Origin of the sequence: Citrobacter sp. RHBSTW-00524 (genome assembly GCF_013747755.1) — a bacterium.
In the GTDB taxonomy this organism is placed as follows: Bacteria; Pseudomonadota; Gammaproteobacteria; order Enterobacterales; family Enterobacteriaceae; genus Citrobacter; species Citrobacter braakii.
Genome location: NZ_CP056421.1, coordinates 2,577,625 through 2,597,522, shown reverse-complemented (window position 1 = coordinate 2,597,522; position 19,898 = coordinate 2,577,625). Strand labels below are relative to the sequence as shown.

The 19,898-nt window shown below is 52.7% G+C and carries 19 protein-coding genes and 1 riboswitch; of the genes, 13 read left to right on the top strand and 6 right to left on the bottom strand.

All coding sequences use genetic code 11. The features are described from left to right. Positions 1-104: 104 nt before the first annotated feature. From HV229_RS12475 to HV229_RS12465, 3 genes are all read right to left on the bottom strand, one after another. On the bottom strand, positions 105-524 hold the full coding sequence (locus HV229_RS12475) for a universal stress protein (protein WP_023223686.1): 420 nt from the start codon (positions 522-524) through the stop codon (positions 105-107). A gap of 51 nt (positions 525-575) precedes the next feature. Beyond that, positions 576-1,775, bottom strand: coding sequence for a cation:proton antiporter (locus HV229_RS12470; RefSeq protein WP_049186873.1), 1,200 nt, complete (start codon positions 1,773-1,775; stop codon positions 576-578). Between the two features lie 124 nt (positions 1,776-1,899). Further along, a riboswitch (Fluoride riboswitch) is annotated at positions 1,900-1,960 on the bottom strand. A gap of 711 nt (positions 1,961-2,671) precedes the next feature. Continuing rightward, complete coding sequence (locus HV229_RS12465) at positions 2,672-3,388, bottom strand: YebC/PmpR family DNA-binding transcriptional regulator (protein WP_046276377.1); 717 nt, start codon at positions 3,386-3,388, stop codon at positions 2,672-2,674. A gap of 455 nt (positions 3,389-3,843) precedes the next feature. Here HV229_RS12465 and HV229_RS12460 point away from each other — a divergent pair, with 455 nt between their 5' ends. Beyond that, a complete protein-coding gene (locus HV229_RS12460) occupies positions 3,844-4,131 on the top strand; it encodes a VF530 family protein (protein ID WP_016153085.1) in 288 nt (95 codons plus the stop codon). A 12-nt stretch (positions 4,132-4,143) separates the two neighbouring features. Beyond that, positions 4,144-5,511 carry a glycoside hydrolase family 10 protein gene (locus tag HV229_RS12455; RefSeq protein WP_181547679.1) on the top strand — a complete coding sequence of 456 codons (1,368 nt, stop codon included), beginning with the start codon at positions 4,144-4,146 and terminating at the stop codon, positions 5,509-5,511. 65 nt (positions 5,512-5,576) lie between these two features. Here HV229_RS12455 and HV229_RS12450 read toward each other — a convergent pair whose 3' ends face one another. After that, on the bottom strand, positions 5,577-7,520 hold the full coding sequence (locus HV229_RS12450) for a methyl-accepting chemotaxis protein (protein ID WP_016153087.1): 1,944 nt from the start codon (positions 7,518-7,520) through the stop codon (positions 5,577-5,579). Positions 7,521-7,675: 155 nt separating this feature from the next. Continuing rightward, on the bottom strand, positions 7,676-8,005 hold the full coding sequence (gene hdeB / locus HV229_RS12445; protein ID WP_003019999.1) for an acid-activated periplasmic chaperone HdeB: 330 nt from the start codon (positions 8,003-8,005) through the stop codon (positions 7,676-7,678). A 400-nt stretch (positions 8,006-8,405) separates the two neighbouring features. On the opposite strand from hdeB, the gene HV229_RS12440 reads away from it, so the two are divergent. Genes HV229_RS12440 through HV229_RS12410 form a run of 7 tightly spaced genes read left to right on the top strand, consistent with a single transcriptional unit; the run spans position 8,406 to position 15,323 of the window. After that, complete coding sequence (locus HV229_RS12440; RefSeq protein WP_047417453.1) at positions 8,406-9,272, top strand: MurR/RpiR family transcriptional regulator; 867 nt, start codon at positions 8,406-8,408, stop codon at positions 9,270-9,272. A 14-nt stretch (positions 9,273-9,286) separates the two neighbouring features. Next, positions 9,287-9,874 (top strand): D-alanyl-D-alanine dipeptidase, encoded by a 588-nt coding sequence (ddpX, locus tag HV229_RS12435; RefSeq protein ID WP_016156534.1) that lies wholly within the window; start codon positions 9,287-9,289, stop codon positions 9,872-9,874. A 15-nt stretch (positions 9,875-9,889) separates the two neighbouring features. Further along, positions 9,890-11,452 carry an ABC transporter substrate-binding protein gene (locus HV229_RS12430; RefSeq protein ID WP_181547677.1) on the top strand — a complete coding sequence of 521 codons (1,563 nt, stop codon included), beginning with the start codon at positions 9,890-9,892 and terminating at the stop codon, positions 11,450-11,452. Positions 11,453-11,496: 44 nt separating this feature from the next. Then, the gene (locus HV229_RS12425) at positions 11,497-12,519 is read left to right on the top strand and encodes an ABC transporter permease (protein WP_016153091.1); all 1,023 of its coding nucleotides are present in this window, start codon (positions 11,497-11,499) and stop codon (positions 12,517-12,519) included. Beyond that, positions 12,516-13,412 (top strand): D,D-dipeptide ABC transporter permease, encoded by an 897-nt coding sequence (gene ddpC, locus HV229_RS12420; protein WP_016156536.1) that lies wholly within the window; start codon positions 12,516-12,518, stop codon positions 13,410-13,412. The genes HV229_RS12425 and ddpC overlap by 4 nt, the downstream gene beginning before the upstream one ends. Continuing rightward, the gene (locus HV229_RS12415; protein WP_075848212.1) at positions 13,409-14,395 is read left to right on the top strand and encodes an ABC transporter ATP-binding protein; all 987 of its coding nucleotides are present in this window, start codon (positions 13,409-13,411) and stop codon (positions 14,393-14,395) included. Before ddpC ends, HV229_RS12415 begins: the two co-directional genes overlap by 4 nt. After that, complete coding sequence (locus HV229_RS12410; protein WP_047359106.1) at positions 14,388-15,323, top strand: ABC transporter ATP-binding protein; 936 nt, start codon at positions 14,388-14,390, stop codon at positions 15,321-15,323. Before HV229_RS12415 ends, HV229_RS12410 begins: the two co-directional genes overlap by 8 nt. A gap of 28 nt (positions 15,324-15,351) precedes the next feature. Here the strand turns inward: HV229_RS12410 and HV229_RS12405 are convergent, their stop codons facing one another. Continuing rightward, on the bottom strand, positions 15,352-16,242 hold the full coding sequence (locus HV229_RS12405) for a LysR family transcriptional regulator (protein WP_016153095.1): 891 nt from the start codon (positions 16,240-16,242) through the stop codon (positions 15,352-15,354). A gap of 142 nt (positions 16,243-16,384) precedes the next feature. Between HV229_RS12405 and HV229_RS12400 the strand changes: the two genes are divergently transcribed. Genes HV229_RS12400 through HV229_RS12385 form a run of 4 tightly spaced genes read left to right on the top strand, consistent with a single transcriptional unit; the run spans position 16,385 to position 19,880 of the window. After that, on the top strand, positions 16,385-17,092 hold the full coding sequence (locus tag HV229_RS12400; RefSeq protein ID WP_016153096.1) for a CoA transferase subunit A: 708 nt from the start codon (positions 16,385-16,387) through the stop codon (positions 17,090-17,092). Positions 17,093-17,094: 2 nt separating this feature from the next. After that, entirely contained in the window at positions 17,095-17,751 is a 657-nt protein-coding gene (locus tag HV229_RS12395) for a CoA transferase subunit B (RefSeq protein ID WP_080858776.1), read from the top strand. A gap of 10 nt (positions 17,752-17,761) precedes the next feature. Continuing rightward, positions 17,762-18,967, top strand: a complete 1,206-nt coding sequence (locus tag HV229_RS12390) for an acetyl-CoA C-acetyltransferase (protein ID WP_047417444.1) — start codon at positions 17,762-17,764, stop codon at positions 18,965-18,967. After that, the gene (locus tag HV229_RS12385; RefSeq protein WP_016153099.1) at positions 18,957-19,880 is read left to right on the top strand and encodes a 3-hydroxyacyl-CoA dehydrogenase family protein; all 924 of its coding nucleotides are present in this window, start codon (positions 18,957-18,959) and stop codon (positions 19,878-19,880) included. Before HV229_RS12390 ends, HV229_RS12385 begins: the two co-directional genes overlap by 11 nt. Positions 19,881-19,898: the final 18 nt, after the last annotated feature.

Genomic DNA, 19,898 nt, shown 5'->3' with positions numbered 1-19,898 from the left:
GTTATCATGATTCTGGCCCTTATATGTGTATTCGCTTTCGCATTATGGTCACAACAGCGTGTGGCGCGAAAAAAACATAAAAAGTAATTAATTTCGTCAGAACATTATTTTCTGACCACAGTGACCGGACACAGGGCGTGGTCAACGACCTGGCGGGCAACGGATCCCAGCAGCCAGCGAGAAAACAACGTTTTGCCACGGTGGCCGACCACGATATGATCGATACTGTGTGTATCAGCATAACGAAGTATTTGTTCTGCAGGATGGCCCATTGCCACATGGAATTTGGTGTCTTTTTTCAGCTCAGGATACTGTTTTTTCAGATTCCGCATCATCTGGTTAAAGTAGGATTGTGTCCGGCTGACAAAATCCTGCATCTCCACCTCGCCACCAAACTCCGGCAGCTGGCATACGGCAATAACGTACAATTCACTGTTATAATGACGGGCAAGTTCTGACGCAAAACTCATCGCCTCTTTTGCGGGATCAGAGCCATCATAGGCAACCAGTATTCGGTTCATCATGATTATTTCCTCTTCAACGTAACGGACACTGAACATCGACAGTCGCGAACATTATTCCCCTTTATTCACCCCTTCATTCGTCACTCGCCGGGTATTGTCGTTTTCCGGAAGTAAGTGGCGTGGTAAGAAAAATGCATTCGCGATCAGCGTCGGAAGCACGGCACTGCCGATCACCGCAGCGACCAGCGATGAGTACTGCGCCTCATTTATCAGGTGATGCGACAGGCCAAACAGTGCCGAAATCGTGCCGAAGGTCAGCCCGGTGGACATCAACAATGTGGTGTACATACTTTCCTGATGGGGAGAACCATACCAGCGGCACACCGGATAAACCCCGGCAAGTTTGGTGAGCATTTTTACCAGCAGCAGGATCAAAAAAGCGCCAGGTGCGCCGGCCAGTGCCGGAAGAGAAACCAGCGAGCCCGCCCGGATAAAATAGAACGGAGTCAGCAGGCCGAACGTCATCGTCCTGAGGCGACGTATCAGCAAATGGTCCTTACCGACAGTTCCCGCCAGCACCATCCCGATAAGATACGCCGGCAGTACCGCCTCACTGTCTGCCCAGGTGGCCAAGCCACCGAGGGCAAACAGACATAACATTAAAAACTTGGCTTCCAGTTCGGAAGGCCTATCGCCAAATCGTTTGAAGAAACGGGGGGTAAGCCAGGGAAGGAGAAAAGCCGCCACCACCATGGCGCCGGTAAATGCGACGGTTCTGAGAGTAAAGGGGGCGAAAATTAGCCCCAGAGCAATAACGGTCGCCAGATCGGTGACAAAGCACGCGGCAAGAACCGTTTTCCCGTATCCGGAGGTATTGATACCAAGCTCCAGCATCACGGCATAAACAACTGCGACTGATGTCGTAGACATGGCGATCCCGGCAAGCCAGCTGGCTTCGGGCATCCAGCCCAGACACCATCTGGCCAGCGCCGCACAGAGGAAAAACGGCAGGAAAAAGCTGATCAGACCGATAATCAGCGCCTGTTTCCATTGTTTTCTGAAGACGCCCGGGTCGAGCTCCGCTCCGGCAAGAAAAGTCAGCAGTATTGCGCCTGCACCGGATAAAAACTGCACCCAACTGGCATCTCCAGCGAGTATGCTGGCACCTAACAGGGCACCAATAATGAGCTGCGCAATGGTGCCCACCACAATTTCGGAGAGCGCTGTCGCGATACGTAGGTATATGGACAGGATAGTAGCGATTAATGCAAGACCCAGCCACAGTGCAGCCTGGAACCAGATTTCAGTCATATAAACTCCCGATGGTAACCGGTGGTTTGCAGAACTGACAGGCAATGAAAGGGGCCAGAAAAGGTAAGCGACATATTGGCTCCTACACAATGCAACTTCTCACCCGCAACGGGGTGAACAGTCAGAATGTGTAGGCATCATCAGCCGGAAGGCGGTTAGAGGAGAATGCCATCTCCTGTAAAAACCCTAGCAAGAAATACTACTGTTTGCCAGCAGTTAAAGACAGGGTTTGAATAATGTTTGTCAGATATGCCTCTGCTGACTGTGACAAACACCCTCACCTCCTGCTAAAGAGGATGCAACAGGTACAAAAATCAAAATAGCCCTAAAAGCGGCTATTTGGTGCTAGTTCATGAAGTATATTTCTAGTAAAACGGTTTTTAATGATAAAAACGGTGAAAGAACAATAATTACCAGCACTATCATCCGTGAACCAGGTTTGTGCTTAACATAAGTTAAATGCAATTTGGTATTTGATGAATGCTTAGTTCATACCCCTTAGCTGACGCCGTTCCATCAAATCCTTACCCTTCCCTTATCTGCTACGGTAAAAAGTTTTCGTCAGATGACCCCGAATGCAGATTCCTCTTTAGCCATTCTCAGTTTAGCGGTTCCGGTTGGTACACAGTGATGAAAAACGATAAGGTCAGAGCTGTTGTCGCCTTCGAGTCAGGAAGCCAGGAAGCGTTTTTTTTCATTCATGGAAAAGCTCCCCCTGCCAATCCTGACTGAAAACTGCTGGACATGACTGTCTGCCTTGAGCAAAAGCAGACAGTCACTTTGATTTTCTACCGTAAATTTTTTCTTTTTTTATAATCAATGTATCGGGCTAGATATTTTTGTAACAACTTTATAAGTTAAAGATCTGCCGCAATAACAGATTCCTTTATTTATAATTAGAGGTTTGCAACGTTGTGATAGACTTTTTGAACATCATCGTCATCTTCAAGGGCATCAACGAGTCCTGCAAAGATTTCTAAATCTTCTGGTGAAAGTTCAACTTCTGATTGAGCAATCATTTCTAATTCTGTTGTTGAGAATTCATTAATCCCTGCGGCTTTCAGGGCTGCAATTCCTTTATGAAGGTCTGTAGATTCAGTATAAATAACGATGTTTCCCTCTTCTTCGGTTACATCGCGAACATCTACATCAGCATTAAGCAAAATTTCAAAAATATGGTCAGGATCTGTTCCTGCAAATACAATCACCCCGGTATTGTCAAACATATAGCTGACAGCACCTGCCGCTCCGATATTCCCGCCTTTTTTATTGAAAATTGAGCGGACATTAGCAATCGTACGGTTAACATTTGACGTCAATGTTTCAGCGATAATCAGTGAACCACTTGGACCAAAGCCTTCATAACGCCCTTGCACGAACGTTTCATCGCTGCCGCCTTTGGCTTTATCAATTGCTTTATCAATAACGTGTTTAGGAACCTGTGCTTGTTTCGCACGTTCAATAACGAATTTTAAAGCTGAGTTTGATTCTGGGTCTGGTTCACCTTGTTTGGCAGCAGCATAGATTTCTACACCGAATTTTGCATATATATTAGACGTTGCACCGTCTTTAGCAGTTTTTTTAGCAACAATATTTGCCCATTTACGTCCCACTGGAATAGTCTCCTCAGAAATTCATTTACATTACACGCAGATTAATAACCTGCAAATTTTTCCGCAATATTATATCATGATATGTAAACTCTCGTCCATGAAAAACAAAATATCCATGTTTTACTAAATGTTACTTTAATTTTATCAATAGTTAACATTATGGATATGTTATTTTCGTTTTTTTTAGATCTTTTGTTTTTTTTATTTTAATAGTCGAATGACAGCGATAATACATAAATAAAGAGAAGCTGGAGTAACAATCCAGGTATAAATACCCACTTAAGATTAATGAACGCATCTAATCCAGATCTTTTCTTCAGCAATGTCTGGCTGATGTTTACTTCTTAATCATGAAAGCCTGAGGAACAGATGCCATTGCTGGTCGCCCCGCTTTCTTGTAACCTTCTTCCCGTTGCACTACTGACACAATCTGGAACCACTGAACTGGACTTCATATGAATGCTCATATTTCTAAAGACCCTTTACATGGCGTAACGCTTGAAATGCAGGTCAATGCACTGGTTGATCGTTATGGTTGGGCTGAGCTGGCGCAACGCATTAATATCAACTGCTTTAAAAATGAGCCGAGCGTTAAATCCAGTTTGAAGTTTCTGCGCCGCACGCCGTGGGCGCGGGCAGAAGTTGAAGCGCTGTACCTGGATTCACTGCATGACCTTGCCTCAAATAACACCACCGAACCGGCGTTCGATCCCTGGGCTAACAGCCGCAACAAGAAGAATTAAGAGCAAAATCTGATGTCAGCATCCGGTTTTATTTCAGCAAATTATCAGAAAAAACTGGCGAATATTCTCGTCCGTTCCCGAGCCAGGCTGCCGCGAACCAACATGAAATGGTTCGCGCTGCTCGTAGGCAGTATGTTGCTACTTGGCAGTTGTTCTTCACAGCCGCCCGGTTCAAAAATCACCCCACTGCCCCCGGTGGGCAAACCACAGCAGACTAAGGAGCCGGTGCGCGGTATCTGGCTGGCAACGGTTTCGCGTCTTGACTGGCCGCCGATTTCATCCGTCAACATCAGCTCGCCTGCTGTTCGTATCAGCCAGCAGCAAAAGGCGCTGACTGACAAGCTGGATAACCTGAAACGTCTTGGTATTAACACCGTTTTTTTCCAGGTGAAGCCCGATGCCACTGCGTTGTGGCATTCTACAATCTTGCCGTGGTCAGATACCCTGACCGGTAAGATTGGTCAGGATCCGGGTTACGATCCGTTACGGTTTATGCTCGATGAAGCGCATAAACGCGGAATGAAAGTCCATGCCTGGTTTAACCCCTACCGCGTGTCCGTGAACACTAAACCGGCAACGGTTACCGAATTAAACAACACGCTGTCACAGACGCCTTCCAGCGTTTATGTCCTGCATCGGGACTGGATCCGTACCTCGGGCGAGCGTTTTGTGTTAGATCCCGGTATTCCCGAAGTGCGTGACTGGATAACCAGTATCGTGGCTGAAGTCGTTGAGAATTACCCGGTTGACGGCGTGCAATTCGATGATTACTTCTATACCGAGTCTCCCGGCTCTGCGCTCAACGACAGCCAGACCTTCAGAAGATACGGCCAGGGATTCGTCTCCAAAGCTGACTGGCGGCGCGATAACACGCAACGCCTGATCGCTCAGGTTTCACGAACCATTAAGAAACTCAAACCTGAAGTTGAATTTGGCGTCAGCCCTGCGGGCGTGTGGCGCAACCGTTCGCACGATCCGGCGGGCTCCGACACGCGCGGCGCGGCAGCCTATGATGAATCGTATGCGGACACCCGCCGCTGGGTGCAACAAGGCTTGCTGGACTACATCGCCCCGCAGTTGTATTGGCCTTTTGCCCGCGACGCGGCGCGTTACGATGTGTTGGCAAAATGGTGGGCAGATGTCGTCAAATCAACCAACACCCGCCTGTATATTGGGGTGGCGTTGTACAAAGTCGGTGAGCCGTCGCGAAAAGAACCTGACTGGACGGTCAAAGGCGGTGTGCCGGAGCTGAAAAAACAGCTCGATCTGAACGAGTCTGAACCGCACATTAACGGCACAATTTTGTTTCGCGAAGATTACCTTAATCAGCCGCAAACGCAGGAAGCCGTGACCTATATTCGCAGTCGTTGGGGGCGTTAATGGTCGTCCGTATTGGATTTATAACGCAAGAGCGTCCGGTTATACGGACGCTCTTAACCGATTCATCAGGCAACTGAAGGCTCAGGCAATCTGAATGATGAGACCAGCATCGCCAGCTGTTCCGCCTCCTCTTTCAGCGCCTGCGTTCGCGCGGCGGCATCATCTATTAACGAGGCGTTTTGCTGAACGGTGCTGTCCATTTCGGTAACAGCCAGCGTAACTTCGGAAACGCCCTTGCGTTGTTCTTCACCCGCAACGCGTATTTCCCCCATTAACTGACGTACCTGACGTACATTACTGACCAGTTCTCCCAGACGTTCGCCCGCATTGTGAATTTGCTGGCTTCCGCTACCTACATGAGAAACGGATTCATCGATCAATGCTTTTATTTCCTGCGCGGCGGTGGCGCTGCGCTGGGCCAGCGTACGCACTTCGGAGGCCACAACGGCAAACCCTCTCCCGGCATCACCTGCTCTGGCGGCTTCAACCGCGGCATTCAGGGCGAGAATATTGGTCTGGAACGCGATGCTGTCGATAACCGCGACAATTTCCACCATTCTGCCGGATGAGGCACTGACGTTATCCATTGTAGAGATAACACCCTGCATAACATCGCCGCAGCGGTTGGCCGTTTGCGCGGTGCTATCAGAGAGCTCATCCGCCAGTTGTGTATTACTGGCATTTTGATGAACGGTCGCATTTAACTGTTCCATCGCCGCCGAACTCTCTTCCAGCGCAGCGGCCTGTTGCGTCACGCGAGATGAAAGTTCCATATTACTGTCTGCCAGGCTGACAGCGTTATTCGCCACCACTACGCTACTGCTTCTGACGGTGATCAGGATGGCTGAGATTTTATCGACGAACAGGTTAAACGCTTCGGCGATAGCGGAAATCTCATCTTTGCCACGCACATCCAGGCGACGGGTAAGATCGCCTTCTCCCTGCGCAATGTCATCGAGAGCCTGACGGGTATCATCGAGACGTGAAATCAGTCGGCGAACCACCAGCCAGGATCCCACCAGCAACAGGGTCATGATCGGGATCAACACTTCCAGCACGTCCTGCATCATCACTTTGGCAAGGCCGACGATACGCGATTCAGGCGTCGCAAGACCAACAACCCAACCGGTATCCGCCATCGGGAACAGCATCACTCGTGAAGCCGAATTCAGGACGTTATCATTTGCAAGCGTAATCGTTTTCACCCCGTCCGCTGGGCGCAGAGATTTCAGACCATTTTCCACCGGGATAAGCCATTGCGCGCTTTGCGCCAGATCGTTAATGGTTTTATATTTCGCCAGATCGGCCTGCGGGAAATAGAGGATTTGTCCCTGCTTGTCCACCACAAACGCGTAACCACCGGTGCTGTTTCCCTGCTGCTGCATGAAAGTGGCGACGTTATCCAGGCGAATATCGGTGGTGGCGACACCGGCAAACTTGCCCGCCAGTTGATAAGGTACGCTGCACGTCACCATGTTGACGCCTGAACTGGCGTCCTGGTAGACATCAGACCATAAGCAACTGTTTTGTGAATGTCCTTTAGCATGCTGATACCAGTTTTCATTGTGGTATCCGCTTGACCCTTCGACGTTATAGTCGTTGGAATACACCAGTTTACCTTCAGCATTACGCGCCCAGAAAAAGCTTCTTTTCTCCACACCTGCGGTGAAAGCGTCTGGTTCTGGCCAGATGCCGCCGCCGGTAATAATCGAATCTTTATCTTCACCAATCAGATGCGGAACAACACTTTGATAAAGAGATTCATCATTTGGCAGCACCTCAGCCAGTCGTGACAAGCTAACGGTCTCACCTTCAATTCGGGACAATACGGTACTCAACTGGCGGGTTAAACCTTGCCCTGTTTCTTCGATCAGGGCGGTGTTGATTTCAACGACGCGCGGTTGGCCACGCCAGAGCATAATCACCACAATAACAAGGGTCGTGACTGCAAGCAGCAGAATGCCGCCGATGGTTAAACGCGTTGAAATACGAGTAGGATACCAGGCCATACAAACTCCTTCTGCAAAAGGCTAACTTTTATCCAGTATCGGCACAGGCGTTTATATCTTTATAAAGTTTTCTTAAGTATCACAAAATAAATAGGTGACATTGTCACAAATAGCAAAACCCAGCACTTTGGCTGGGTTTTAATAATGACTTAATCTTATTTGGATAATTCTTTTTTGATTTCGTCTTTTATTTTGCTTAATTCGCTCTGCGGATGTTTTTTACAAAGTTCAACGGTCAGAGGAACCGCAGTCGTCACGGTTTCGTTATAGTCTACGTAATCGCCACCCTTGAAATCTTCGTCTTCATTGAGCACCCAGAAAGCCACCGGGGCCATAGTTTGCGGGTTCAAATCAATAAACTCCTGGCAATTCATGCCTTTTGGAGTCACTTCAGTTTTAGCGTTATCAGTTGCTGCATTGACGCTGACACTGGTTAACAGCGCTGCGACCAGAATACCTGCTGTAGAAAGGGAGAATTTATTCATTGTAGTACTCCATTTATAATATAAATAATATCTACACTTGCGCTTCAAACCGTTAATGTAGTTCGCAAAAAATAATACCCCTAACGTCATAAGAATAAAGATTGCCACCATTGATATGGCTGAAATTTATATTTCACATTACTGATTCTGATGTCTGGGCGTAAAACGTGGCCACAATGTGATCGTTCCGACGAAATCAGCAGATTCATACCCCTCTTCCCCTGTCGCTGCACCAAAACTGAACTACGCTGCACAAATGTTGATCATTGGTTAACGGATATGGGCTGATTTTTAACAAAAATGGTCAGCGTGCCGCTGTTACCAACATGGCACGCGTCCTGCATTGTTAATTTGCTAACAGTGAACCGTACTCTGACAAACAATTAACAGCGAGAAGGTAATGACAGCGAAACCGGAGTTATTTACCCGCATAGAGCAGACCTTTAGCCAACTGACGCCCAGCGAAAAGCGCGTGGCCGGGTGGCTGTTAGCCCATGCTGTGCAGATCCCTTTTGAAACCGCGGATGGTATTGCTAAAGCGACTGGTACCAGCGGCATTACCGTTGGACGCTATCTGCGTAAACTGGGCTTTCGCAATCTGGAAGATGCAAAAGCCAGCCTGCGGGAGCTACCCGTCGTCACCTATCAACCCTGGGGGATGAACGAGCGGCTGGACTCCTGGCACCAACAACAAAGCCTGCCAGATCGCGTGCAGCAGTCGCTGTTGCTGGAAATCGACGCCATTACCTATGTCTATCAACTCGCGCAAGGCGAAACGTTTTTACGCATAGCGCAGCGGCTGGCGCATGCGGAAGCCGTGTATATCCTTGGGATCCAGTCCACCCGCGGGATCGCTAACGCCTTTTTCAGTCACCTGGAATACCTGCGGCCTAAAGTCAGCTACTCCGAAGGTCTTTCCGGCAGTTGGGTCGAGTCGCTGAATTCAGGATTCACCCAGCCTTACGTGGTGATCACCGATATGCGCGCCTATTCCGCTATCTCGCGACAATATTGCCGCGTTGCCACAGAACGCTGCATTCCGCTGGCGTTAATCACCGATGTGTGGTGCCCGTGGGCCAGAGACTATTCCATTGACTTACTTCAGGTGAAAACTGACACCGGACATTTCTGGGACTCACTGGCTCCGGTGAGCTGTCTGTTCAACTTATTACTCTCTGCGGTGGTGGCACAACTGGGTGACTCCCTCGCAGAACGCCTGCAAACCAATCGCCAGTTACAACAACAATTTGGTCAATTCGAACAATAAACAGGAAACGTGCTATGTCAGAAACCCCAGAACTGGTCGATCTGTCGGTGATATTCCCGTCGCTACATATCGATCTTAAATACGCTACGGCAGACAACATTACCGGTGCCCCTATCTACCGGGAAGCTCGTTGCCTGTTGCACACCGAGGCGGTCACTGCGCTGGCGAAAAGCATCAGTATTGCGCAACTGGCGGGCCTGAAACTTGTGGTATACGACGCGTATCGCCCGCAGCAGGCGCAGGCGGTGCTGTGGAATGCGTGTCCGGATCCTCAGTATGTTGTCGATGTGGCGATAGGATCCAATCACAGCCGCGGGACGGCCATTGACGTTACGCTAATGGACGATCGTGGCAATCTTCTCGATATGGGCGCCGGCTTTGATGAGATGCACGACCGTTCCCATGCCTGGCACCCTTCTGTTCCTCCGGCCGCGCAGCGCAACCGCCTGCTGCTCAATGCCATTATGTTCGGCGGCGGTTTTGTCGGTATCACCAGCGAGTGGTGGCATTTTGAATTACCTGATGCCGCCCGCTATCCGCTGCTTGACGATCAGATAGATTGTTACACTGTCACACCCATAACAACACAACATTCCCTTTAATTCTGGAGCCTGGTTATGAAGACTACACTTGCGTTAAACGCGTTTTTTCGCCCCGCTCTGATAGCCGTTGCGCTGGCGTTTGCCCTGCCCGCTGCGCAGGCCGCCGTTCCCAAAGATATGCTGGTGATCGGCAAAGCTGCCGATCCGCAGACGCTCGATCCCGCCGTGACCATCGATAACAACGACTGGACGGTCACCTATCCCTCTTATCAGCGGCTGGTTCAGTACAAAACGGATGGCGGTAAAGGCTCCACGGAAGTTGAAGGCGATTTGGCCAGCGGCTGGAAGGCCTCTGACGACCAGAAAGAGTGGACGTTTATCCTGAAAAACGATGCCAAATTCGCCGACGGAACGCCGGTGACGGCTGATGCGGTAAAGCAATCTTTTGAACGCCTGCTCAAAATCGGCCAGGGGCCTGCAGAAGCGTTCCCAAAAGATCTGAAGGTCGAGGCTATCGATAGCAATACGGTGAAGTTTACCCTCAGCCAGCCATTTGCGCCGTTCCTGTATACGCTGGCCAATGACGGGGCTTCAATTATTAACCCGGCCGTCTTAAAAGATCATGCCGCAGACGATGCCCGCGGATTCCTAGCGCAGAACACGGCAGGCTCCGGTCCCTTCATGCTCAAAAGCTGGCAAAAGGGACAGCAGTTGGTGCTGGTTCCTAACCCATATTATGCCGGTGCAAAACCGGCGTTTAAGCGGGTTTCGGTAAAAATCATCGGTGAAAGCGCCTCTCGCCGTCTGCAATTGTCGCGGGGTGATATCGACATTGCCGATGCGCTTCCGGTTGACCAGCTTGCCGCCTTAAAACAGGAAGGCAAAGTTAACGTGGCGGATTATCCCTCGTTGCGCGTGACCTATCTGTATCTGAATAACAGTAAAGCGCCGCTCAATCAGGTGGATTTACGCCGCGCCATCTCGTGGGCCACCGATTATAAAGGCATGGTAAACGGGATCCTGAGCGGCAACGGTAAGCAAATGCGGGGTCCGATCCCTGAAGGCATGTGGGGTTTTGACGACAAGGCCATGCAGTACAGTTTCGATGAAGCCAAAGCGAAAGCGGCGTGGGACAACGTTGCCACCAAACCTGACAGCCTGAGCTTCCTGTACTCGGATAATGACCCTAACTGGGAACCTATCGCGCTCGCGACCCAGGCAAGCCTTGGCAAACTGGGCATTAAGGTCAAGCTGGAAAAACTGGCGAACGCCACCATGCGTGACCGCGTGGGCAAAGGAGATTACGACATTGCCATTGGCAACTGGAGCCCAGATTTCGCCGATCCGTACATGTTTATGAACTACTGGTTTGAGTCAGATAAGAAAGGCTTGCCGGGTAACCGTTCGTTCTATGAAAACGGTGAGGTCGATAAGCTGCTGCGTAGCGCGCTGGCCACGACCGATCAGGTTGCCAGAACCAATGACTACCAGCAGGCGCAAACTATCGTGATTGATGAAGCCGCCTACGTCTATTTATTCCAGAAAAACTATCAGTTGGCGATGAACAAAGACGTCAAAGGATTTGTATTCAACCCCATGCTGGAACAGGTCTTCAATATCTCCACCATGAGTAAATAAGCCACGTTAATGCGGAGCCGCTCTGGCTCCGCAAGGGGAAGCTAATGACGTTCTGGAGCATTTTACGCCAGCGATGCTGGGGACTTATTCTGGTGGTTATCGGTGTTTGCGTAATCACTTTTATTATTTCGCACCTGATACCTGGCGACCCCGCGCGGCTATTGGCGGGCGATCGCGCCAGTGATGAAATTGTCGAAAATATTCGCCAACAGTTGGGGCTGAACCAGCCGCTGTATGTCCAGTTTTTTCGCTATGTCAGCGACATTTTTCACGGCGATTTAGGCACCTCTATTCGCACCGGACGTCCGGTGCTGGATGAGCTGCGCATCTTCTTCCCCGCCACCCTTGAGCTGGCTTTCTGCTCCTTGTTGCTGGCGCTGGTTATCGGTATTCCTTTGGGCATTTTATCTGCGGTCTGGCGCAACCGCTGGCTTGATCACCTCGTTCGCCTGATGGCGATCACCGGTATCTCCACGCCAGCATTCTGGCTGGGGCTGGGGGTGATTGTGCTGTTTTATGGTCATCTGCAAATTTTACCCGGCGGTGGACGTTTAGATGACTGGCTGGATCCGCCAACTCACGTCACCGGGTTCTATCTGATTGATGCACTGCTGGAAGGCAATGGCGAAGTCTTTTTCAATGCGCTTCAGCACCTGATCCTGCCATCACTGACGCTGGCCTTTGTGCACCTGGGGATCGTTGCCCGCCAGATTCGCTCCGCCATGCTGGAGCAACTGAGTGAAGATTACATTCGCACCGCTCGTGCCAGCGGGTTGCCGGGCTGGTACATCGTGTTGTGTTACGCGTTGCCAAATGCGCTTATCCCCTCGATAACCGTTCTCGGCCTGGCATTGGGCGATCTGCTCTACGGTGCGGTGCTGACTGAAACGGTCTTCGCCTGGCCGGGAATGGGTGCCTGGGTGGTGACGTCGATTCAGGCGCTCGACTTCCCGGCGGTAATGGGATTTGCCGTGGTGGTCTCTTTCGCCTATGTGCTGGTTAACCTGGTGGTGGATTTACTCTACTTGTGGATCGATCCACGAATTGGACGCGGAGACGCACAATGATGCTCACACAAGAAACGCCAGCCGCGCCTCAGACAACACGCCGTCGCACGGACTGGGCTAAACTGTTCTGGATGATGAAAAGCAGCCCGCTGACGCTGGTTGGCGGGGTCATCATTGTGTTGATACTGCTGCTGATGGTGCTGTCGCCGTGGATAACCCCTCACGACCCTAATGCCATCAATTTGAGTGCGCGCCTGCTGCCCCCGTCAGCCGCTCACTGGTTTGGTACCGATGAAGTCGGCCGCGATCTGTTCAGCCGCGTTCTGGTGGGTAGCCAACAATCGGTCGTTGCGGGGCTGGTCGTGGTGGGTATCGCCGGGGGATTGGGTTCGCTGCTGGGCTGTTTGTCTGGCGTCATGGGCGGACGCGCCGATGCAATTATTATGCGAATAATGGACATTATGCTGTCCATTCCCTCGCTGGTGCTGACGATGGCGCTGGCCGCCGCGTTGGGTCCAAGCCTGTTTAACGCCATGCTGGCGATTGCTATCGTACGTATTCCGTTTTATGTGCGCCTCGCACGCGGTCAAACGTTAGTAGTGCGCCAGTTTACCTATGTGCAGGCGGCGCGGACCTACGGCGCATCACGCTGGCATCTGATTAGCTGGCACATTTTACGTAACTCTCTGCCCCCGCTAATTGTGCAAGCGTCGCTGGATATCGGCAGTGCGATCCTGATGGCCGCCACGCTCGGATTTATCGGTCTGGGCGCACAGCAGCCCAGCGCTGAATGGGGAGCGATGGTCGCAATAGGCCGTAACTATGTGCTTGATCAGTGGTGGTATTGCGCTTTCCCCGGCGCCGCCATTCTGATTACCGCCGTGGGCTTTAATCTCTTTGGCGATGGTATTCGCGATCTGCTTGACCCGAAAGCCGGAGGAAAACAGTCATGACACAACCCGTGCTGGAAATCGAAGATTTGCATTTGAGTTTTCCCGGCTATAAAGCTGACGTGCATGCGCTTAACCATGTATCGCTGCATATTAACCGCGGAGAAATCGTTGGGGTGGTTGGTGAGTCCGGTTCCGGTAAGTCCGTGACGGCCATGCTCACCATGCGTCTGCTGCCGGAAGGCAGTTATCATATCCACCAGGGACGCGTTTCGCTGCTGGGGGAAGATGTGCTCAATGCCAGCGAGAAGCAAATGCGCCAATGGCGCGGCGCACGCGTAGCGATGATCTTTCAGGAACCCATGACGGCGCTGAATCCGACCCGACGCATCGGTCAGCAAATGGTGGAGGTTATCCGCCATCATCAGGCGTTAAGCCGCACGGATGCCCGTCAGAAAGCCATCGCTTTACTCCAGGAGATGCAAATCCCGGATGCGGCGGAAGTCATGAAGCGTTTCCCGTTTGAGCTTTCCGGCGGGATGCGCCAGCGCGTAATGATAGCGCTGGCCTTTTCATGTGAACCGGAGCTTATTATTGCCGATGAACCGACCACCGCTCTGGACGTCACGGTGCAACTGCAGGTGCTGCGTTTGCTGAAGTTAAAAGCGCGAGCCAGCGGGACAGCCGTGTTATTTATCAGCCATGATATGGCGGTGGTTTCACAGTTATGCGACCGGTTGTACGTCATGTATGCCGGAAGCGTGATTGAGAGTGGCCCAACGCAAACCGTTATTCAACGCCCGATGCATCCCTATTCCATTGGTCTGCTGAAATGCGCGCCGGAACACGGCGAGCCGCGCGCATTGCTGCCCGCCATTCCCGGCACCGTGCCGAACTTAACCTGCTTACCGACGGGATGCGCGTTTCGCGAGCGCTGCTTTGCCGCTGGCCCCCGTTGTGAAGAAACACCTGCGTTACGCAGTCAGGGAGGCGGGGATCAACAATCTGCCTGCTGGTATCCGCAACTGGAGACAACACATGTCTGATTTTTTACTGGCGCTGCAGAATGTTCATGTCAACTTCCCTGCGCGTAAAAACTGGCTCGGCAAGGTAACGGAACGGGTGCATGCGCTCAATGGTCTGGATTTAGAGATCCGTCAGGGGGAAACGCTGGGGATTGTTGGCGAGTCCGGCTGTGGAAAAAGTACGCTGGCGCAACTGCTGATGGGGATGCTGAAACCCAGTCAGGGCAACTATGCACGCCGTGGTGACAAGCAGCATACCGGTATGCAAATGGTCTTTCAGGATCCCCTTTCATCGCTGGATCCGCGCTTACCGGTATGGCGGATTATCACCGAACCGGTGTGGATCCAAAAACGTCCTGCAGAACGTGAGCGCCGTATGCTTGCTGAAGATTTGGCGCGACAAGTGGGAATTCGTCCTGAATATCTCGACCGCCTGCCGCATGCGTTTTCCGGTGGACAGCGCCAGCGTATTGCCATCGCCCGGGCGTTGTCATCAGAGCCGGACGTGATTGTGCTTGATGAACCTACTTCGGCGCTGGATATCTCCGTGCAAGCACAAATTCTCAATCTGCTGGTGTCATTGCAGGCGCGCAGAAACCTGACCTACGTGCTGATCTCGCACAACGTGTCGGTGGTCCGCCATATGAGCGACCGCGTGGCGGTGATGTACCTCGGGCAAATTGTTGAGCTGGGCGATGCGCAGCAGGTACTCACGCAGCCCGCCCATCCCTACACGCGGTTATTGCTGGATTCGGTCCCTAAAACGGGAGCACCGCTGGCGGAGGATTTGGTGTTACGGAAAACCGAACTACCGGGGAACCGAACGCTGCCCCAGGGTTGTTTTTTCCGTGACAGATGCCCACTGGCGACCAGCGGCTGTGAGAAGAAACAGGCATTGCTGAAAAGTGATAGCGGTGGTGAAGTTCGCTGCTGGCGGGCGGTTGCATGAGCTGAGCGGTTGGCGTATTGCGTGAGAGTCAGGTGCAATACGCCTTTTTCAGTGAATCCACCAGCACTTCAGAAGCGGTAGATAACTTATGATGCGCCGAACGCAAAACGCCGATCCGACGCTGGATCACCGGCGTATCCAGATCGATACAGGTTGCGCCCAGCTCTGTCATTTGCGTACGGCACAATGCGGGCACGGCGCTGCCGCCCAGTCCGCTCGCCACCAGGCGACCAACCGTCACCAGTTGATGGCTCTCCAGCGCCACTTCCAGCGTATGCCCACTTTGCACCAGCTGTTCTTCCAGCATCAGGCGCACGGCGGAAGGACGTTGCAGAGTGATAAAATCCAGCGTCAGTAATTCGCGCCACGCAATACGATCCCGGCCCGCCAGTTTGCATGTCGGCGGAACAATCGCGATAAAACGATCCACGCCGAGCGGGGTGAAATGCAGATGCCCTGAAGAGTCCGGCTCAAAGGCAATGCCCATCTCCACCCGCCCTTCACTGACCATCTCAATCACTTGTTCGTTAATCACGTCATGTACCGTTACGTTGATCCCGGAGTAGGAATCACGAAACGTTTTCAGTACCGATGGAAGGACGTTAGCGGCGAATGAGGGCATGGCGGCAATAGAAATTTTCCCGCGCTGCAGCGTAAAGCGCTGACGCATTGCCTCTTCCGTATTCTCCCAGTCCGCCAGCAGCTGTCGCCCCATGTTGAGCAGCGTTTCTCCCTCCTGCGTCAGGGTCACTTTGCGGGTGGTTCTCAACAGTAACGCCCCGCCCAGTGAATCCTCCAGTCCTTTAATCGCCAGGCTTAAAGCGGGTTGCGACATATTCAGTCTTTCACTGGCATGAGCAAAATTCAGAGTGTGAGCTACCGCTAAAAACGCGCGTAACTGTTTGATGCTCATTCCCATTTCGCATTCCTTTAACTTGTTGAATACCTTTAATTAACATTAAATTGATAAAAAAACCCAATTAGTGAGTCACAAATTTAAAATTAACAAATCATTTTTCACCCCCAATGATGTCGGCAAGGACAACAGGAGGGGCAAGTGTATGGCTGGACTGGATAAACGGGTTGCCACCTATCAAGAGGCGCTGGAAGGACTGACCGATAACATGACGCTGCTGGCGGGCGGTTTTGGCTTATGCGGGATCCCTGAGAACCTGATTGCCGAAGTACGCCGTCGGGAGGTTCAGGGGCTTACGGTTGTGTCAAACAACTGCGGCGTGGATGGTTTTGGCCTTGGCGTTCTGCTGGAAACGCGCCAGGTACGCAAAGTGGTCGCATCTTATGTAGGTGAAAACGCCCTGTTTGAGCAGCAGGTTCTCAGCGGTGAACTGGAAGCTATCCTGACGCCGCAAGGCACGCTGGCTGAGCAACTGCGCGCGGGCGGCGCTGGGATCCCGGCATTCTTTACCGCGACCGGATACGGAACCCCGGTCGCGCAAGGGAAAGAGGTTCGCGAGTTTGCCGGACGCCCTTACATCTTAGAGCAGGCGATAACCGGTGATTTTGCGTTGGTTAAAGGCTGGAAAGCCGACTGGTACGGCAACGTTATTTATCGCCACACCGCACAGAATTTTAATCCGCTGATGGCTGCCGCTGGGCGTATTACCGTCGTGGAAGTTGAAGAAATTGTCCCTCCCGGAGAGCTGGACCCCGCCGCAATTCACACCCCCGGAATTTACGTTAACCGCATTATCCAGGGGCAGTTTGAAAAACGTATTGAACAACGCACCCTGCGCCAGAAAGGAGCCTGACCATGTTAACGCGTGAACAAATGGCGATGCGTGTCGCCCGCGAACTGCGAGACGGTTATTACGTCAACCTCGGGATTGGTATTCCTACTCTGGTGGCGAACTACATTCCTGAAGGCATGGACGTAATGCTGCAATCGGAAAACGGCTTGCTGGGTATGGGCCCGTTTCCCACTGAAGATGAAATTGATGCTGACATGATCAACGCCGGGAAACAGACCGTGACGGCGCGCAAAGGCGCGGCAATCTTCGACTCGGCGCAATCCTTCGCCATGATCCGCGGCGGTCACGTCGACCTGACGGTGCTCGGCGCGTTTGAAGTGGATGTTAACGGCAATATCGCCTCATGGATGATCCCCGGAAAAATGGTGAAAGGCATGGGCGGCGCGATGGATTTGGTTGCCGGAGCCGACAACATCATCGTGGTGATGACGCATGCCTCTAAAAGCGGCGAGTCGAAACTGCTTCCCGCCTGCACCCTGCCGCTGACCGGCGTGGCCTGTATTAAACGTGTGCTTACCGATCTGGCGCTGCTGGAGATTTCCGACGGGGCGTTCATTCTGCGCGAGCGAGCGCCGGGCATCAGCGTGGATGAGATAGTCGCCAGAACCGCCGGCAAGCTGATCGTTCCCGAAAATGTCCCCGAAATGCACTTTAGCTGAGGAGCTGACCATGCAGGATGTTGTTATTGTCGCGGCAACGCGCACCCCAATTGGCAGTTTTCATGGCGCGCTGGCGCCGCTTTCCGCGGTTGAACTAGGTTCAGTGGTGATCCGTTCGCTGCTGGAAAAAACCGCCGTGGCACCTGAGCAAATTGATGAAGTGATCTTCGGCCAGGTTCTGACGGCAGGCTGCGGCCAGAACCCTGCCAGGCAAACGGCGTTACGCGCAGGACTGCCGGTCACCACGCCCGCGTTAACCCTCAATCTGGTGTGCGGCTCGGGCATGAAGGCGGTGCATCAGGCGGTCCAGGCGATTCGCTGCGGCGATGCGCAAATTGTGATTGCCGGTGGGCAGGAGAGCATGAGCAATGCGCCCTATTTCCTCGACGGCGCCCGGGCGGGACTGCGGCTCGGTCATGCCAGCATGAAAGACAGCGTGGTGCATGACGGTCTGTGGGATGCGTTTAACGACTATCACATGGGGATTACCGCGGAAAATCTGGCGGATAAGTTCGTGATCGGTCGCGAGCAGCAGGACGCCTTTGCCCTGCGCTCACAGCAAAAAGCGGCCGCCGCCATTGAAGCCGGTCGTTTTAGCGCGGAAATCACGCCAGTCAGCGTCCCGCAGGGCAAAAAACCGCCGCGTGTCGTGGATCGTGACGAACAGCCTCGTCCGGATACGCAGGCCGAAAAGCTGGCGCAGCTCAAACCAGCATTTCGCCCAGGTAACGGCACGGTGACCGCCGGGAATGCCTCTTCAATCAACGATGGCGCCGCCGCGGTGATGTTGATGAGCGCCGCCAAAGCAGCAGAACTCAATCTGCCGGTTCTTGCCAGAGTGGCAGGTTACGCCGTCTCCGGCGTCGACCCTGCGATTATGGGCATTGGGCCGGTAGAGGCATCACTTCAGTGCCTGAAGCGAGCTGGCTGGACGTTGAATGATGTCGATCTCATTGAAGCCAACGAAGCCTTTGCCGCGCAAGCGCTGGCGGTTGGCGAATCCCTGAACTGGGACAGCAATCGGGTGAACGTAAACGGCGGCGCGATTGCGCTGGGCCATCCCATTGGGGCGTCAGGTTGCCGAATTCTGGTGACTTTGCTGCACGAAATGGCCCGCCGTAACGCCGCCAAAGGGCTGGCTACGCTGTGCGTAGGCGGCGGTCAGGGGGTGGCGCTGGCGGTTGAGCGCCCGCAGGAGGTATCTCATGAAAAGTAAGCATATCTGCGTACTGGGCGCGGGGTTAATGGGTGTCGGTATTGCCACCCACTTCGTCCGTTATGGTCACGATGTCTGGCTGTACGACACCGATAGCAACCGTATTGCAGACATTGGCGCAGTTGCCAGCGGTATTCTGGATGAACTGATTGCCACCGAACAGTTTCCTAAAAACGACAAAGAACAGGCTGTGAGTCGTCTGCATGGCACTACCTCGCTGCACGATATTGCCGCGTGCGGGTTACTGATCGAAGCCATCCCAGAGCGACTCGAACTCAAGCACGCGTTGTATGCACAACTGGAAGCACTGATCGCGCCTGAGGCCGTCATTGCCAGTAACACCAGCGGCCTGCCGCCGGATGCGCTGGCAGAAAAGCTCGCCCATCCTGAGCGGTTGTTAATCGCCCATTTCTGGCACCCGCCGCATTTTATTCCACTGGTTGAGATTGTACCCGGCACGGCCACGAAGCCGGAATATCTGCAGGAGCTGCAACAACTGCTGCTTTCGATGCAGCTGGAAGCCGTTGTGCTCGACCGCGCCGCGCCGGGGTTTGTCGGTAATCGCCTGCAGTTTGCTCTGCTGCGTGAAGCGTTGCATATCGTAAAAAGCGGGATCGCCAGCGCAGAGGTGGTGGATCAGGTAATGCGCGCCTCGCTCGGTCGTCGCTATGCGATGGTCGGTCCGCTGGAGGCGGCGGATATGACCGGACTTTCTACGGTACAGGACATTTGTCGGCATCTGCTACCGGAGCTGGCAACCGGGAGCGACATGATGTCTCTGGTCGCTGACAAGGTGGCTAACGGTGATACCGGTTTGCGCAGCGGCCAGGGATTTTATCGCTGGGATGATTCGCGCAAGGAATATATCCAGCAACGCAGAGAGCATCAACTGCGCTTTGCCCTGAAACCGTAACTTCTCTTTCTGTACCCC